The sequence below is a fragment of the Nostoc sp. genome (assembly GCF_036917395.1).
In the GTDB taxonomy this organism is placed as follows: domain Bacteria; phylum Cyanobacteriota; class Cyanobacteriia; order Cyanobacteriales; family Nostocaceae; genus Nostoc.
The window spans coordinates 113,152-129,831 of record NZ_JBALDI010000049.1 but is presented as its reverse complement, the minus strand read 5'-3'; the positions used below and the strand labels follow the sequence as shown (position 1 = coordinate 129,831).

Annotated in this window: 9 protein-coding genes and 1 pseudogene; 6 read left to right on the top strand and 4 right to left on the bottom strand. The window is 40.6% G+C overall.

All coding sequences use genetic code 11. From position 1 onward, the window contains the following. The first annotated feature begins 1,035 nt into the window (after positions 1–1,035). Complete coding sequence (locus V7K46_RS17975) at positions 1,036–4,134, top strand: esterase-like activity of phytase family protein (RefSeq protein WP_442939847.1); 3,099 nt, start codon at positions 1,036–1,038, stop codon at positions 4,132–4,134. Between the two features lie 428 nt (positions 4,135–4,562). On the opposite strand, the gene V7K46_RS17970 is transcribed toward V7K46_RS17975, so the two are convergent. From V7K46_RS17970 to V7K46_RS17960, 3 genes and pseudogenes are all read right to left on the bottom strand, one after another. Continuing rightward, positions 4,563–4,790: a DUF1634 domain-containing protein gene (locus V7K46_RS17970; protein ID WP_442939846.1), complete on the bottom strand. Its 228-nt coding sequence runs from the start codon at positions 4,788–4,790 to the stop codon at positions 4,563–4,565. Positions 4,791–4,806: 16 nt separating this feature from the next. Continuing rightward, positions 4,807–5,187, bottom strand: a pseudogene (locus tag V7K46_RS17965) (TSUP family transporter). Between the two features lie 232 nt (positions 5,188–5,419). Beyond that, positions 5,420–6,427 (bottom strand): YeiH family protein, encoded by a 1,008-nt coding sequence (locus V7K46_RS17960; RefSeq protein ID WP_335115420.1) that lies wholly within the window; start codon positions 6,425–6,427, stop codon positions 5,420–5,422. 454 nt (positions 6,428–6,881) lie between these two features. Between V7K46_RS17960 and V7K46_RS17955 the strand changes: the two genes are divergently transcribed. The 3 genes from V7K46_RS17955 (at position 6,882) to V7K46_RS17945 (ending at position 9,716) form a co-directional block, all read left to right on the top strand. Then, positions 6,882–7,622, top strand: a complete 741-nt coding sequence (locus V7K46_RS17955) for an alternative oxidase (RefSeq protein ID WP_335115418.1) — start codon at positions 6,882–6,884, stop codon at positions 7,620–7,622. A gap of 244 nt (positions 7,623–7,866) precedes the next feature. Beyond that, positions 7,867–8,223 carry a CopM family metallochaperone gene (copM, locus tag V7K46_RS17950; protein ID WP_335115416.1) on the top strand — a complete coding sequence of 119 codons (357 nt, stop codon included), beginning with the start codon at positions 7,867–7,869 and terminating at the stop codon, positions 8,221–8,223. 17 nt (positions 8,224–8,240) lie between these two features. Continuing rightward, positions 8,241–9,716 (top strand): YncE family protein, encoded by a 1,476-nt coding sequence (locus V7K46_RS17945; RefSeq protein ID WP_335115414.1) that lies wholly within the window; start codon positions 8,241–8,243, stop codon positions 9,714–9,716. Between the two features lie 24 nt (positions 9,717–9,740). Here V7K46_RS17945 and V7K46_RS17940 read toward each other — a convergent pair whose 3' ends face one another. Further along, positions 9,741–10,673, bottom strand: coding sequence for a LysR substrate-binding domain-containing protein (locus V7K46_RS17940; RefSeq protein WP_335115412.1), 933 nt, complete (start codon positions 10,671–10,673; stop codon positions 9,741–9,743). A gap of 356 nt (positions 10,674–11,029) precedes the next feature. Here V7K46_RS17940 and V7K46_RS17935 point away from each other — a divergent pair, with 356 nt between their 5' ends. Further along, positions 11,030–13,705: an alkaline phosphatase family protein gene (locus V7K46_RS17935; RefSeq protein ID WP_335115410.1), complete on the top strand. Its 2,676-nt coding sequence runs from the start codon at positions 11,030–11,032 to the stop codon at positions 13,703–13,705. An 876-nt stretch (positions 13,706–14,581) separates the two neighbouring features. Beyond that, entirely contained in the window at positions 14,582–16,672 is a 2,091-nt protein-coding gene (locus V7K46_RS17930; RefSeq protein WP_335115408.1) for a non-ribosomal peptide synthetase, read from the top strand. The last annotated feature ends 8 nt before the right edge of the window (positions 16,673–16,680 follow it).

The window sequence follows — 16,680 nt, the reverse complement described above, 5'->3', positions numbered from 1 at the left end:
CATTGGCATTGCAAGGTATTGCCAAATTTAATTCGCTACGAATTAATGAAATGCTGTACTTAGTTTGATTCGCCTAGCGTCATCCCAAGCGTATTGCCTTACAAGTAACTGTAAAAATGATGCGATCGCTAACCAATTAAAACTGCAAAAATTCAAGTTTTATCTTTTGAGAATTATCAGAAATAGTTTAGTTCTCAAAGCATAAATATTTAGTGTATAGCAGTCCTAAATCATTCGTGGAAATTGCAAATTGTTGCAACCCCCCTGTAGTCCCTCCAAAGCATCGGGGGATGAGTTTTCTTACAACTCATTTAGAATTACTATCAATACATAAGACTTACGCAAAATATCTCTCAAACTCTCATTTCTCTGTGACCTCTGCGCCTCTGTGGTTCGATTTTCCGTTAGCTGTGCGTAAGTCCTGAATACAGTTCAGTTAAGTATTTCTTTCTTCTCTCTGCGTCCTCCGTGCCTCTGCGGTACCCTGCGGGAAGCCGCTCCGCGTCTACGTTAAAACTTGACTTTGATAACATTTTTAGTCTTAAACCAAGCGGATTCGGATTGCTATATCATTTTTAGAAATTAAATTTACAAACTTTAAGAAATATTATTTTTGGATGCGAGTGGATTTTAATCACTTCTTCTGTTTAATTTATTCTTCTCTTAATCTTTTCATGAAAACATCTTTATTGCTAGCTAAGTTTTCTCATAACTACTATCGACAGATTAAAATTCTAAATCTCAGTCTTCCACACTCCTGACTCATTAACACAGATTAGTAGTTGACATTACATTATCAGTTCTCAAGCTTTCAATAACTCTGAGAAAATACGTTTTGCAAATGTATTCTCGGCGTTCAGACAAAATCGGACTTAACGGACTTGCCCGAACTATATTTTTGTAATTCTCCAATTTACCCGTAATTCCGGTTTTTAGCGGGAGGACATAAGTTATTTTTCCCACAACTAATGCAATGAGAAAACTTGAATAGCTTGTAATCCAGTTAAGTCAAAATTACCAAAAAACATTCTAATTATGGCAACTAAGTTAGTAGGCTTTGCCTCTTTACCCGCTGATACCTTTAGTGATGGCCCAGCTTCTGGTAAGGAAATCTCAGCCAATGGCAGAACGGGCCCTTTCCCAGGACAGCCAATTCAAGGCTTCAGTGGTGTACAATTCGCTAATAGTAACTCTTTCTACTTCCTGTCAGATAATGGTTACGGTAGCAAAGATAATAGTGCAGATTTTTTACTGCGAATCAATCGTCTAGACCCAAATTTTAAGGGAACAGAAAATGGAGATGGCAGTGTTAAAGTTTTAGATTACATCCAACTGTCTGACCCTAACAATAAAGTTCCTTTCAAAATTGTGAATGAGGGAACTACTGGAAGATTACTGACTGGTGCAGACTTTGATGTAGAGTCATTCGTCTTTGATAAAAACGGGACAATCTGGGTTGGAGACGAGTTTGGCCCCTACTTGCTGCATTTTGATGCCACTGGTAAGTTATTAGAGGCTCCCATTGCTACACCCGACCAATTCAAAACGTTAGATGGAGAAGCACCTAAAGTTATTGGTCACAGAGGTGCAGCTGGCTATCGTCCAGAACATACTTTAGAGTCTTATAAGCAAGCAATTGAGCGAGGCGCTGACTTCATTGAGCCTGACTTGGTTGTGACAAAAGATGGTGTGCTAATTGCTCGCCATGAGCCAGCTTTAGCAGTTTTAAATGCTGATGGCACTGTCAATTTCAACAACACAACCACAAATGTTTACAAACATCCAGAGTTTGCCGATCGCAAAAAAACGGTAAGTTTAGATGGAAACACAATTACAGGTTGGTTTGCTGAAGACTTCACCTTAGCTGAAATCAAGACCTTACGCGCAGAAGAACGTTTACCTTTCCGCGATCATTCCTTCGATGATAAATTTGAGATTCCTACCTTCACAGAAATCATCGATTTGGTTAAGGATGTGGAAGCCAAGACAGGTAAAAAGATTGGCATTTACCCGGAAACTAAGCATCCGACCTATTTTGCTGATGAAGCCACCTATGTAGGCACTACGGAAAAAATAAACAGAAACACCAGTCAGTTACTCATTGATGCGCTGAAGGCAAATAACTTTACTGACCCAAGTCGCATCTTCATTCAGTCCTTTGAAGTGAGTAACCTCAAAGAACTGCACGATCGCATTATGCCTGCGGCAGGGGTAGATATTCCACTTGTCCAACTTCTAGATGCCAGTGACATTGACATCAACGGCAAGATTATCGAGAGTCAGCCTTATGATTTGAAAGTCAGTGGTGACACTCGCACTTATGGCGATTTGCGAACTCCAGAAGGTTTAGCTGAAGTTGCTACTTATGCTGATGGCATTGGCCCTTGGAAGCGGATGATTGTTAGCGTCAAAGGTACTGATGCCAATGGCGATGGCAAAGCTGATGATGTGAATGGGGATGGGGTAGTAAATGAGGCTGATCAGACAACGTTACCTCCAACTACCTTAATTCAAGATGCTCACAACGCTGGTTTGCAGGTTCATCCTTACACCTTCCGGGCGGAAGATCAATACTTAGCAGCAGATTACAAAGGCAAGCTAGAGCTAGAAATTCAGCAGTTCTATCAATTAGGTGTAGATGCGCTATTTACAGATTTCCCAGATATTGGGGATAAAGTACGGGATCAACTCAGAGATGATCCTCAGTATAATGTGGTGCGATCGCCACAAAACCCCGATGTACTTTCAGGAGATGCTTTTGCTAACTTGGCTAGCTCCAAAGGTTTTGAAGGTGGAGCAATTAACGCCAGCAAAACCAAGCTTTATTTCCTCCTAGAAGGTACTGTTCAAGGTGATACTCCTGGTGCTTTGCGGATTAACGAATTTGATTTAGCCAGCCACAAATACAGCGAGCAGTTACGTTACTACAGATTGGATAATCCGTCAAATTCCATCGGGGATTTAGCAGTCATTAATGATAATGAGTACCTAGTCATTGAACGGGATAACAATCAAGGGGCTGCGGCTAAATTTAAGAGAATCTACAAAGTAGACTTGTCTAAAACAGATTCTCATGGCTATGTAGCGAAAGAAGAAGTTGCAGACTTGTTAAACATCCAAGACCCTAAAGACCTGAATGGAGATGGCAAAACTAACTTTGACTTCCCCTTTCAAACAATTGAAAATGTTTTAGTTGTTGACAAAAATACCATTTTGGTAGCTAATGACAACAACTACCCCTTCTCTATCGGTCGTCCTGGGAACGATCCTGAAAATCCAGTTATAGACAACAATGAGATTCTAGAACTGAAGTTAGAGAAGCCCCTTAACCTTGCTCCTGGCTTAGGTCAACCTCAAGCTGAAGAAATTAAATTTGGCTCCACTACTAGCAATGATATTACCGTTCAGCCCAATCAAACCTTACTCACAGGTGACGGAGCAGATTTTGTAGAGGGTACTAAAGGTAACACAATTGTGACTGGCAAAGGTGATGACACAGTGGTGGTCGGCGGTGACTCCTCAGTGTCCACGGGAGACGGTAACGATCAAGTCTTAATTGGCGCAAATAGCCCTGTTAATAACACTAGTGCTAATGGTGGTGCTGGTGATGATGAAGTTACCGTAGTGGAAGCCAATGGTACTAATAATTTACTTGGGGCAGCAGGTAATGATACTTTGACAGTTGTTGAAGGCTCGCGTCAATTATCCTTCGGTGGCTCAGGTAACGACACTCTCAAGAGTCAAGGTAGCAATAACCGTCTCTACGGTGGTTCTGGTGATGACAAACTCTTCTCCAGTGTCAATGACTCTCTATTTGGTGGCGATGGTGATGATGTGCTATTTGCTGGTCAACAGGGTGGCGATCGCCTCAGTGGTGGTACTGGAGTCGATCAATTCTGGATTGCTAACGCCAGTCTGCCAACTAGCAAGAATATTGTGACTGATTTTGCGATCGGCATTGATAAAATCGGGCTGGGCGGTATTGGTGTTAATCAGTTTAGTGCTTTAACACTGTTGCAACAGGGTAGTGACACTATTGTGAAAACTGGAAATACAGAGTTGGCTTCATTGCTGGGAATTACATCAACTAGCCTCACGGCAAATGATTTCGTTTTTTCTGCTAGTGTCGTTTAACTAATAAATGACTATAGCTTAGATTCAACATTCATTAGTTAAACTGTAGCGATTTTGTCATGCGAGGGAGTAATATTCCCTCGCTTTTTATCTCATATTTCCCACTTCCCACCCAATACAGTGAAATACTTTTTAAACAACCTCTTAATTCCAGGTAAATATTAAAATTAGGACTTACGCACACTCTACGAATTCTTGACGTTCTTCTCTGCGAGACGCTGCGCGAAGGCGTCTTGGCGGTTCAAAAAATTAAGCTTTTGGGCAATTTTTGCGTAAGTCATAAAAATGTTAAAGGAACGCACTATCAGCATCAATTACACTTATCAAAATTGTGATAGGCAAAGATTCTTCCATAAAAAACTTAAGTAGTGCTGTACAACACTTCTTATAATCAAAAGCATAGACTACCAGTATAACACCATCTTTTTTTAGGATTTTTCCCCTACAAGACTATAAATTAACTCAATTAATACAATTGAAGTCACAATTATATAAGTCAAATCTCTTTGTCGTACAAAGGCAAACAGGGAAAATATAACTCGTGCGATCGGTGTGGCAATTAATAGTAGTAATCCAATAAGAAAGAAAAACGAACCGCAAAGGACGCAGAGGACACAAAGAAAGAAAGAAGTTAAAAGGGTTTGGCGCAGCCTCACAAAGAAATGGTATGAGTTATAAAGCGGAATCACCTACGTTGGTAAATATTACTCTCATAGCACTAATAAGTAGTAAAACACCAAATATTCTAGACAGAACCACGTTAGATAATCCAATTCCTATTTTGGCTCCTAACCATCCACCTAATATAAAACCTAAACAAAGTAGTGCTGCTATTTTTAAGTCTACAAAACCTTGTTTATAGTAAGTCTATGCAGCCAAGATATCAATCGGAGGAACAAGCAAAGCTAATGTTTTACCCTGAGCTTGATGTTGAGAGAATCCAAACACAAAAATTAAAGCAGGTAAAATAATTATTCCGCCGCCAATTCCAGTGATTACGCTTACCATTCCCGCAATCAATCCTAAACTTAGACAAAGTAAAATGTTATCCATAACTTTCACCTGATGCTTGTTTTTTACGGAATTTCTAACAATTCGGCTGGGTAGAGAGTACTTAATTTGACTTTAGATAAGCGAAGGAATATTAACAATCATTCTTTTGTGTAAAATTAATAGATTAATTTGATGATTTATTCAAAACACAGCAAATTTCAAGTTGATGAAGTACACAAGCTCTATACGATGCTAGAGACGAAAGACTTAACTTTCTCAGGCATATTTGTGACTAACGCACGATTAATAGAATTACACCAAGCGAAGTAGCACTAATAAATATCCACAGCAGCACTCCCTGAAGCATCGGTTTCCAACCAACCGCTTTCAACATCCGTTGCGATAGCCCTGCACCAATTAAAAACAGCGTTAGCGTCAAACCCGCTTCCGAAACGTGCGTCACCACTGGCGACCAAGAAGCAACTTCCGGGATAAAAGTCCGCACTACAGAAGCAAGGATAAACAAACCAATAAACCAGGGAACTTGGGGTTTATGAATCACATCACCCGATTTTGACTCTTGACGTTGAAATATATAGCTGGCTGCTGCTGAAATAGGTACAATCCACAAGGCGCGGGAAAGTTTGACAGCTGTGGCTGTGTATAGCGCACTCTGACCATAGTGTGATGCTGCACCAACCACACTAGAAATGTCGTGGATTGCCACACCCGACCACGTTCCAAATTGTGCTTGGGTCAAGTGCAGTACGTGTCCCAGAGGTGGAAATACAAATAAAGCAACGGCGTTGAGGACAAATACTGTCCCCATTGCTACGGAAATCTCGCTTTCGGCAGCGTTAATTACTGAACTAACAGCAGCGATCGCACTTCCGCCACAAATAGCTGTTCCGGCTGAAATTAAGGCAGAGGCTTTGATGGGAATCTTCAACCATTTCCCTAGAAAATAACCAAGAATGAAGGTTGCACTGATGCTACCAACGGCAAACAAAGCACCGCTTGCACCTGCCTTTAGCACAACTGCTAAATTCATCCCAAAGCCCAGCATAATTACGGACGCTTCTAGTAAATATTTAGCGGCTGGGCGACTAATCCGATGAAATGGGTTCTCGTGAGTCAGCGCCAAAAGAATCCCCAACATTAGTGCTATTGGTGGTGAAGCCCAAGGAGTCAGACAAAATCCAGCCGCTAAGAGGAATACAATTTTTCGATACAGCAGCTTTTGTTCTGAACTTAGTTGCGGTATCTGCACTCTCTTGTTCCTTCTAATATCTTGTTTCATATCAACCTCGTATTAAGGGGGTTGGTTTAACTTTAGGTGGTTGAAATAATAGAATCAAACGTTCTTAACTATAATAACGATAGTTTTTAACTATTAAATCTGGACATGAAAGTTACTCAGAGCTTGAAGGTGAAGAGAACTAAACTACAGTTATTGCAAATATGCATAATTTCTGTGTCAACTTCAAATGCATCTAGAATTCCTCTCAATGTTCGAGTATGCAACAGTTTCAACTGAAGCTATATCAATAGATTAAAACTATTGTTTACATAGGTAAGAACGTTTGCTTCTATTGATGTATTTATCTAAGCTGAAATAGTGAAAGGAAAAAGTTGATGACAATCACAGCCAATCTCTACATTGTTGGGCATTAATTTGCAGAGTTTGAAATCAATTTACTCAAGCAGCCTAATTTTTACCTTTATCTGGATGCAACTAAAAGGAGTTTAGGAAAATGATTCGATTACTAGTTGATTTTTTAGAATTCGTTTTAAACGTTTTTTACCGCAAGCGTTTGTATGCCCGTTTTTATGTACTGGAAACGGTAGCGAGAGTTCCCTACTTTGCTTTTTTGTCAGTCCTTCACTTTTATGAGAGCCTCGGCTGGTGGAGAAAATCTGACTGGCTGAAAGTTCATTTTGCTGAATCTTGGAATGAGTTACATCACCTACTCATTGCTGAGTCACTAGGAGGTAATCAATATTGGATTGATCGCTTTGTTGCAGGTAGTGGGGTCATAATTTATTACTGGATTTTGATATTCGTGTACATTATTTCTCCCTCCGATGCTTATTACTTTACACAGCTAATAGAAGAACACGCATACCATACTTACGATACATTTTTAAAAGAGCATGAGGGGGAACTTAAAACTCAGCCAGCACCACAAATAGCGATTAATTACTACCGTGATGGCGACCTTTATATGTTTGATGAATTTCAAACTTCTCATCCAATATCTGAACGTCGTCCAAAAATTGAAAATCTCTACGATGTCTATGTAGCAATTCGAGATGATGAAGGCGAACACATCAAAACAATGGTTGCTTGTCAGCAATCTGACGCACAGTTAACTTTCAAAAGCCCCCATAGCCCTGAAGCTAAATTTTTACCTGAAGAGACTATTCATGCCATTAATCAGACGGCTGAATCAATCATTGAAGATACCAATTCAGATGAAGTCTTGATGTCATAGTGAAGTTTTCAGTACAGTGCTTGCTGAACTTGCGACTAATTTATTTCATTCAGGAGCAAGGATAATGAGCAATATCGAACCGGACAGCAGGGAACAGAGACAGTGAAGGCTTTGGTTACATTCAGTAATGGCAAGAATAAAATCCCCGTAGACTATACGTTAGTTTACAAATCTGTCTCTGGTAACTATCAAATTACTGAAGAAACCTGGAAGATTGTTAAGCCATAGAACAAGATAGGAAAATATGTCTTTTTTGAACTCTGCACCTTTTCTACTTTCCTTATCAATTGGTATTCCAATAGCCTCAATGATGCCGAATCATCATATGCCTGCAAATGAAGCTTTTGGTAAAGCAATGACCTCTATGCACACTGCAATGGAACGTGTGCAAATGACTGGTAATACAGATACTGACTTTGCGGCGATGATGATTCCACATCACCAAGGGGCGATTGAAATGGTAAAAACTGAATTACAGTATGGTACAGATCCTCGTCTACGAAGATTAGCGCAAGAGATTATCGTCACTCAACAATCAGAAATTGAACTGATGCAGCTGACGCTCAAGCATCCACAATCACCCGCGCCTTCAGCAAAATAAGTTTTGAAAATATCTTTATGAAAAATCGAGCGATCGCCACAATCACATTTGCTATTCTACTAACTTTGACAGTACCAGCCTTTGCAGGGCAAGTTCCTTATACAGCATCTATACCAGACATTCCGATTAGTGGACGCGATCGCGTTTACACAGCTGACCAGACCTCCAATACAATTTCTGTATACAATCCCCAAACCAATAAACTGCTAGGAGTCATTCGTCTAGGTAAAACAGCGCCAGAGAATTTAAGCCCCCTGTATACTGGTCAATTGTTAGTGCATGGCATGGGTTTTTCGCCCGACAATCGCACCTTGGCGGTGGTTTCCGTTGGTTCTAACTCGGTAGCCTTCATTGATACCCAAGCAAATAAAGTTAAGCACATTACCTATGTTGGGCGATCGCCTCACGAAGCTTTCTTCACTCCTGATGGTAGTGAAGTTTGGGTAACGGTGCGGGGAGAAGATTATGTTTCAGTGTTAGATAGTCAAACCTATAAAGAAAAACAACGCATCACTGTTGGTAATGGCCCTGGGATGACAATTTTTCGTCCCGATGGCAAGTTTGGATTTGTCTGCTCTAGTTTTACACCGCAGACAAGCGTCATAGATGTCAAGTCGCATCAAGTTGTAGCAGCAATTAAACAAGCCTCTCCTTTCTGCCCAAATATTGCTGCGACTCCCGACGGTAAGCAAATTTGGCTGACATTGAAAGATACTGGCAAAGTTCAAGTTTTCAACGCAGAAGCTCCCTTCAATATTATTGCTACCTTGGACACCGGAGCAATCACTAACCACGTCAACATTGTCAGGAATCAGCAAGGACAATTCGCGTATATTACCGTTGGCGGCGAGAATGTGGTAAAAGTTTTTACAACTACGAATACTCCTAAACTGGTAACAACTATCCCGACAGGTGAGTTACCCCACGGTCTTTGGCCCTCTGGTGATGGCACTCGGATCTACGTCGCATTAGAAAATGGTACTAAGATGACTCTGATTGATACTATCAAAAACAGAGTAATTGCCACAATTCCTAGCGGTCAATCCTCGCAAGCACTGGTTTATATTCCTAATGCAGTTCCGACTGGGGATGGATTGGCAAATCTAGAGCCTTTAGGCAAGTCTAGTATGGTAGCTCATCTGGTAATGGGTGCGCCAGGTTCATCAGCTAAAAAGCCTGCAACGACTGTAACTGTCAACAATTTAGGCGTGATTGATTTGCTAGAAGCAGCAGTAACTGGACTGCAACCTAAAAATATGTACCAATTGGCATTAGCGGAGCGTTCTAACCAACCTTACGGTAAACTACAACCCTTGGCAAAGTTCCAAACCAACCCATCTGGGGCGGCAATTGTGATAACACTAGGCCCAATTAGTCAAGTTATCAAGGGTGATGCAGGCGCACAATCTCGTCGCTATTTAGTAATCGTACCGTTAAAAGATGATGTTCCGGGAATGCCTGTGCAGATTCAGCTACAGCCAGTCTCAAAGTAAAAAGAGGTTCATTGACAGCTACAGCTATTCTACAGACGTAGCTGATAATAGCAATTGCTCAAACACTTGGGAAATGCGGGTTTGAAAGCGCTCTTGATGTTTTAACAAAAAGAAGGGACGTGAAAGTGAATCTACTTCAGTCGTGTCTTTTGCCAAGCCTGTAACTTGAATACAACGAAGCATATCAAGACGTAGTTCTTTGGTAATAATCAGGTTAGAAATTGCCGCAGCTCCTACCCCACTCTCAACAGCTGCTTTGACCATATCACCGCTTTTCATTTCTAAAATTACATTTAACTGTGTTGGTTCAATACCCCACTGTCTTAGCACTTGCTCAAACTGCTGACGGGTTCCTGAGCCTTTCTCGCGCATTACCCAAGCAGCATTTGTTAATTCTGTTACCTCAACTGCCATTTTTTCAAACCAAGGATGAGATTTACCGACAACAATTTGTAAACAATCTCCGCCGACAATTTGTTGTTCCAGAGAAGCTAAAACCGATGGTTCAACTTCCCCTTCTACTAAGCTGAGGTCAAACAATCCTGTAACCGTTCCTTCGCTAATTTCAGTAGTGTTACCTAATGTACAATCCACAGAGATATTAGGATACTCTTGCTTAAATAAGCTAATCAAGTGGGGAAGCCAGTAATTACCTATGGTTTGGCTTGCACCTAACTTGAGTTCACCCCGTTTCAAGTCATTTAATTCTCGCAATCCTCGCTCGGTCAACTCGACTTGAGTTAAAATTTTTTGTGCTTCTACTTGTAGCATTTTGCCAGCAAGGGTTAGTTCAACACGACGACCAACTCGATTAAACACTTTCACTCCATACTGTTCCTCAAGGCTTTGGATGGCAGCACTCACAGAAGGTTGAGTAATGTAAAGCTCCTCAGCTGCACGAGTAAAGTGCAGATGCTGCGCCACTGCCAAGAAAATCTGTAACTGGTCAATGGTCATCCTTGCCATTTGTAAAAGCGTTAAATTCTTTGGGTGATAAATGTCCTTATATAAAACTATATGGGGTTGCGATGGCTACGCCCGCCGCAGGCATCGCAATCAAATGCAGCGTTCAGTTCCAAATCTTAACTTGTTTATAACTTTTCTTAAACATTGAACAACTATCTTTTGAGACAGTGACCATTACATTCATTTAATTGTCTGCACTAATTTGTGTGGATACTAAGCATTTTATCGCCAAATACTAGTTAGGTTTTTGTAGCTAAATTTTGGCTTGGGTTGAGTGTAATTAATCGCTCATACTAACACACAATTGCTGCGTAGGCGTAGCTTACAATGTTTAAGGAGTAATCGGTATGGCTGATACAAACGGCAACGGTAGAAATGTCATTATTTTTGTTGCAGATGGATTGCGTAACGGTTCTGTAAACCCAACTGATACCCCAACTTTATATAGCATCCGTCAGCAAGGAGTTAGTTTCGCCAATAGTCATTCACTGTTTCCCACATTTACCACCCCGAATGCTGCTGCGATCGCAACGGGGCATTATCTTGGTGATACAGGTGACTTTAGTAACACTATTTACACTGGTTTTCCTAGCCCTAATGCCAATGGTAGTGTCACACCATTCATCGAAAATGATGCAGTTTTGGGGGATATCGATGAAAAGTTCCCCGGTAACAACTTTTTAGATGAAGAGTCACTATTAGCTTACGCGCGATCGCAGGGTTTCAACACAGCAGCAGTTGGTAAATTAGGGCCTGTTGCGATTCAAGATGTTACACAAGTTAACCGAGAAGGTGGTACTACAGGTACTATTCCTACTCCCGATACAATAATTATTGATGACACTACAAATGGTGCAACACCGCCGACTACAGCCGCTGGTTCACCTTCTGGTGTTCCACTCGCTCCAGATATTGTCAATCGCTTACAAGCCGCTGGTCTAGATGTAAAACCGACACCGCGAGTCCAGCCAGCTGGTAACAACATAACTCCAGGAACCCTGAATGCCAATGTGGCTCAACAACAATACTTTGCAGATGCCACTACCAAAGTAATTTTACCCAAGTTTCAGGAAGAAGGTAAACCATTCGCATTAGTTTACTGGTCAAGAGATCCCGATGGTACTCAACATAATCAAGGTGATAGCTTAAACACCTTGACACCAGGTATTAACGGCCCTACTTCCAAAGCTGGGGTGAAAAATGCTGATGATAATTTAAAGCAACTTCTTGACTATCTCAAAAGTACAGGTTTGGACAAGACTACTGATGTCTTTGTTACTTCCGACCACGGTTTTTCTACCATCAGCAAACAAGCTATTGATAGCCAAGGTACAAAAACTACAAGTTATGCTGCCACCCAAACTTATGCAGGTGTAAATCCAGGATTTTTACCCGCAGGCTTTGTTGCGATTGATTTGGCTCACGATCTAAATCTACCCCTATACGATCCTAACCCTACGACTCTTCCCCCAGACCTGAACCACATCCAGTATGCCACTGTTGATGCTACACAAGGTCAACGTCCTATTTCTGGAAATGGTGTAATTGGAGGTACAGGTCAGGTAACGAATGGCCAACTTGACTCAGGTACAAAAATAGTTGTAGCTGCCAATGGTGGTTCTGACCTGATTTATCTGCCTAATGGCAATGCTGATTTGGCTAAACAGGTAGTGAATTTGCTTTCGCAAAAAGACTACATCAGTGGTATTTTCGTAGACGATGCCTATGGAAACATCTCAGGTGCTTTACCATTGAGTGCGATCGGGTTAAAAGGTGATGCTCAAACACCAGTTCCATCTATAGTGATCAACTTCAAAACCTTTAGCACCGACTCAAATAACCCAAACAACCCTCAAGCTCAAGTAGAAATTGCTGATACAACTTTGCAGCAAGGGCAGGGGATGCATGGCAGCTTTGGCCGAGGTGATACCTTCAATAATATGGAGGCTATTGGCCCTGATTTTAAACAAGGTTATGTGGACTATGCACCCGTCAGTAATGCTGATGTAACACCTACACTTGCTCGTATTTTAGGGTTAGAAATTCCCAGTAATGGCGATTTGAAAGGTCGTGCCATTACAGAAGCACTAGTGGGAGGCCCGGATGTAGTTCCCTCGACGAAAGAAGTCTTGACTTCAAAAGAAACTACTAATGGTCAAGCAACAATTCTCGATTCTCAGAGTGTAGGTAATACTCATTACTTTACAGCCGCAGGGTTTGATGGTCGCACTGTTGGACTAACAACACTAGACCTTCAATTTGGCTCTATCAATAGCGATGATGTCACCCTTAAGCCAAATCAAACCTTATTTACAGGTGACGGAGCAGACTTTGTAAACGGTACTAAAGGTAACACAATCCAGACTGGAAGCGGTGATGACACGGTGGTAGTCGGTAGTGACTCCTCGGTGTCCACAGGAGAGGGTAACGATCAAATCTTGATTGGTGCAAACAGCCCTGCTAGCAACACTAATGCTGATGGTGGTAATGGTAATGACGAAGTTACTGTAGTTGAAGCCAATGGTAGTAATAATTTATTTGGAGGCGCAGGTGCTGATAATTTGACAGTAATTGAAGGTTCGCGTCAATTATCATTCGGTGGTTCAGGTAACGACACCCTTACCAGTAACGGTAGCAATAACCGTCTCTATGGTGGTGATGGAGATGACAAACTCTTCTCTAGTGTGAATGATTCGCTCTTTGGTGGCGATGGTGATGACGTGCTATTTGCTGGTCAACAGGGTAGTAATAGCCTGAATGGTGGTGCTGGTGCTGACCAGTTTTGGATTGCTAACGCCAGTCTGCCAACTAGCAAAAACATTGTGACTGATTTTACAATTGGGATTGATAAAATCGGGCTTGGCGGTGTTGGCATCAGTCAGTTTAGTGCTTTAACCTTATTGCAACAGGGTAGTACGACTCTGGTGAAAACCGGAAATACAGAGTTGGTTTCATTGCTGGGAATTACCTCAACTAGCCTGACTGCAAATGACTTCGTTTTCTCTGCTAGCGTCGTACCTTAGTCTAAACGCCAGTAGTGCAGCGTAGCAGCTTAACTATCTAATTGAAACAACGGTTTTCAATTGCGTAGACTACAGCAAATAGTTCGTGATTGTAGGGTGGGCATTGCAATGCCCACCCTACAATCATTTCGCTGGTCATACAGTCCAACTTACCTCCGAAGAGATATGCCATTACTTACTTATCGACCAATACGCTTGGATTAGCACTAAAAAACTTCAGTACTTACACAAAAATTCTCTAAAACTCTTAATACTTTCATTGCAAACCATCTCTAAAGTTTTAATTTTCAATGAAGATGTATTGAAAATAACTATGATTTTGAGGAAATAGGTCAGAATGAAAGAACTAAATTTTTGAGGCAGTGCCCTTTCATACAAACATTGTAAGATTGTGGCATAATTTGTTGTGAAATTAGTCTTTAAATATAATTTTAAAGCTAAAAATGTCACTAAAAATACTAAGTAATAATACTATGGCTTAAACAGAATAAAAGCTTTAACATCCTTGCGTGGTGTTACAGCTATATTAATTGTCATATATCATTATGTTGGTTACCTCATACCTAATTTAGGAAAATAACAATATCATCTTAAATACACTAAATTTTTCGTCATTCATTTATTCGGAATAATATTATACTCTATTTTATATGATTCACTAGTTTATCCAAAAATTTATATCGTTAATATACAAAAGTATCTTTAATGTGAATTTTGGAATATCCTTTAATATTTATCAGGAGTTATTCATTCTTGCTTTGTATATTTTAGAGTCTTAACTGCATCCCTAACCCATAATTTTATGGAGTTAAAAATGTAGGAATACTTAAAAACTACACGGATTGCAAAAAGATATATTTTTTGCGGAAATTAAATATGGAATCAATAACTAATTCATTAGCTCAAAATGAAAGTGAATTGTTGGCAAATGAGTATCAAGCCTCATCATCAGAAAATAACTTAGAACGAGATAATTTAATATTACCTATCTTGAAATCCTCTGACAAAGACCAGTTAATCGAGCGGAATCAGACTCAAACTGATTATCCTCAGCAAGCCTGTATTCATCAATTGTTTGAAGCACAAGTAGAGAAAACACCTAATGCTGTAGCACTAATATTTAATAATCAGCATCTCACCTATAGAGATTTGAATAGTCGCGCTAATCAACTAGCGCAATATCTGCAATCGCTAGGGGTGGGAACAGAAACTCTTGTAGGAATCTGCATAGAGCGCTCTTTAGAAATGATTGTAGCACTTTTAGCTATCCTCAAAGCAGGAGGAGCTTATGTACCATTAGAACCAGGGTATCCCCAAGAACGTTTAGCTTTCATGCTGTCAGATACTCAGGTATCAGTACTATTAACTCAAAAAGAACTAGTTGCTAAATTACCTACTCATACAGCATTTGTAATTTGCCTAGATGCAGATTGGAATGCGTTGGCAAAGCCCACCATACCCCTATGGGAAAGCAAGCTACGCGTAGCGGACGCACCAGAAGGTATCGCCCAAAATAAAAATGAGAACCTAAGCACTAGCATTACTGCTGACAACTTGGCTTATGTCATGTATACCTCAGGTTCTACAGGTATACCCAAAGGTGTTAGCATTATCCATCGTGGTGTAGTTAGGTTAGTCAAAGAAACTAATTATGTTCAACTAACGGCTGAAGAAATAATTCTCCAATTTGCTCCTATTTCCTTCGACGCTTCAACTTTTGAAATTTGGGGTTGCTTACTTAACGGTGGGCGACTAGTAATTTGCCCTCCTAATATACTATCTATAGAAGAATTAGGGCAGATTATTCAACAATATCAAATTACTACTCTTTGGCTGACAGCCGGCTTATTTCATCTCATAGTAGATGAAAAAATTGATGCTTTAAAATCCTTGCGTCAACTTTTAGCGGGTGGTGATGTTTTATCTGTTCCTCATGTACAGAAGTTTCTCCAAATAGTAGAGAATTGTCAGCTAATTAATGGTTATGGCCCAACTGAGAATACAACTTTTACCTGCTGCCATACTATAACAGCACCACTGCAACCAGGTGTTTCTATTCCTATTGGTCGCCCAATTGCTAATACCCAAGTTTATATATTAGATCACAACCTCCAGCCACTATCAATTGGAGAAACTGGCGAATTGTACATTGGTGGTGATGGATTAGCTAGAGACTATTTGAACCGTCCCGATTTGACTGCCGAAAAATTTATTTCTCACTCCTTTAATAGGAATTTAGCAACGCGCCTTTACAAAACTGGAGATTTAGGTCGTTATCTTCCAGATGGCAATATCGAGTTCTTAGGTCGAATTGACAATCAGGTAAAAATTCGCGGTTTCCGAATTGAACTAGGTGAAATTGAGCGGGAGATTGCACAACATCCTGATGTTCGGGAAATTGTCGTTTTAGCTCGTCAGGATAAAACAGGTGAAAAACAGTTGACAGCTTATATTGTTCCTCACTATAACAGTACATACATATATAATAAATTGCGTAATTTTTTACAGCAGCGCCTACCTAATTACATGGTGCCATCAGCGTTTGTGATCTTAGAGTCACTGCCCTTGACTGCAAATGGCAAAGTAGATAGACATAAATTGCCAGCACCAAGTAGAGAACGTCCGCAACTGGAACAAGCTTATATTGCTCCCCAAACCGATTTAGAGCATTTGCTTGCAGATATTTTGTCTGAACTGCTCAAAATCGATCGCGTTGGGATTGATGATAATTTTTTTGATTTGGGAGGAACTTCAATCTCAATTCTGCAAGTTGCTATGCGGTTGCAACAGGAACTTGGTATTGAGCTACCTACTGTGAAGCTATTTCAGTATTCAACGATTGGCTCTTTAGCAAAGTATTTGCATTCAAACCAGAACAGCCAACCGTCTCATAACAAGCTGCAAAATCGCGCCCAACGCCAACAAGCAGCTCGGACTCGTCGCCGTAATCATCAACAAGGTGTTTAAGCAATGGT

Excerpts from the sequence above, each read along its gene's own strand:
- V7K46_RS17975 (WP_442939847.1), top strand. The coding sequence starts at position 1,036 with ATGGCAACTAAGTTAGTAGGCTTTGCCTCTTTACCCGCTGATACCTTT.
- V7K46_RS17960 (WP_335115420.1), bottom strand. The coding sequence starts at position 6,427 with ATGAAACAAGATATTAGAAGGAACAAGAGAGTGCAGATACCGCAACTA.
- V7K46_RS17955 (WP_335115418.1), top strand. The coding sequence starts at position 6,882 with ATGATTCGATTACTAGTTGATTTTTTAGAATTCGTTTTAAACGTTTTT.
- copM (WP_335115416.1), top strand. The coding sequence starts at position 7,867 with ATGTCTTTTTTGAACTCTGCACCTTTTCTACTTTCCTTATCAATTGGT.
- V7K46_RS17945 (WP_335115414.1), top strand. The coding sequence starts at position 8,241 with ATGAAAAATCGAGCGATCGCCACAATCACATTTGCTATTCTACTAACT.
- V7K46_RS17940 (WP_335115412.1), bottom strand. The coding sequence starts at position 10,673 with ATGACCATTGACCAGTTACAGATTTTCTTGGCAGTGGCGCAGCATCTG.
- V7K46_RS17935 (WP_335115410.1), top strand. The coding sequence starts at position 11,030 with ATGGCTGATACAAACGGCAACGGTAGAAATGTCATTATTTTTGTTGCA.
- V7K46_RS17930 (WP_335115408.1), top strand. The coding sequence starts at position 14,582 with ATGGAATCAATAACTAATTCATTAGCTCAAAATGAAAGTGAATTGTTG.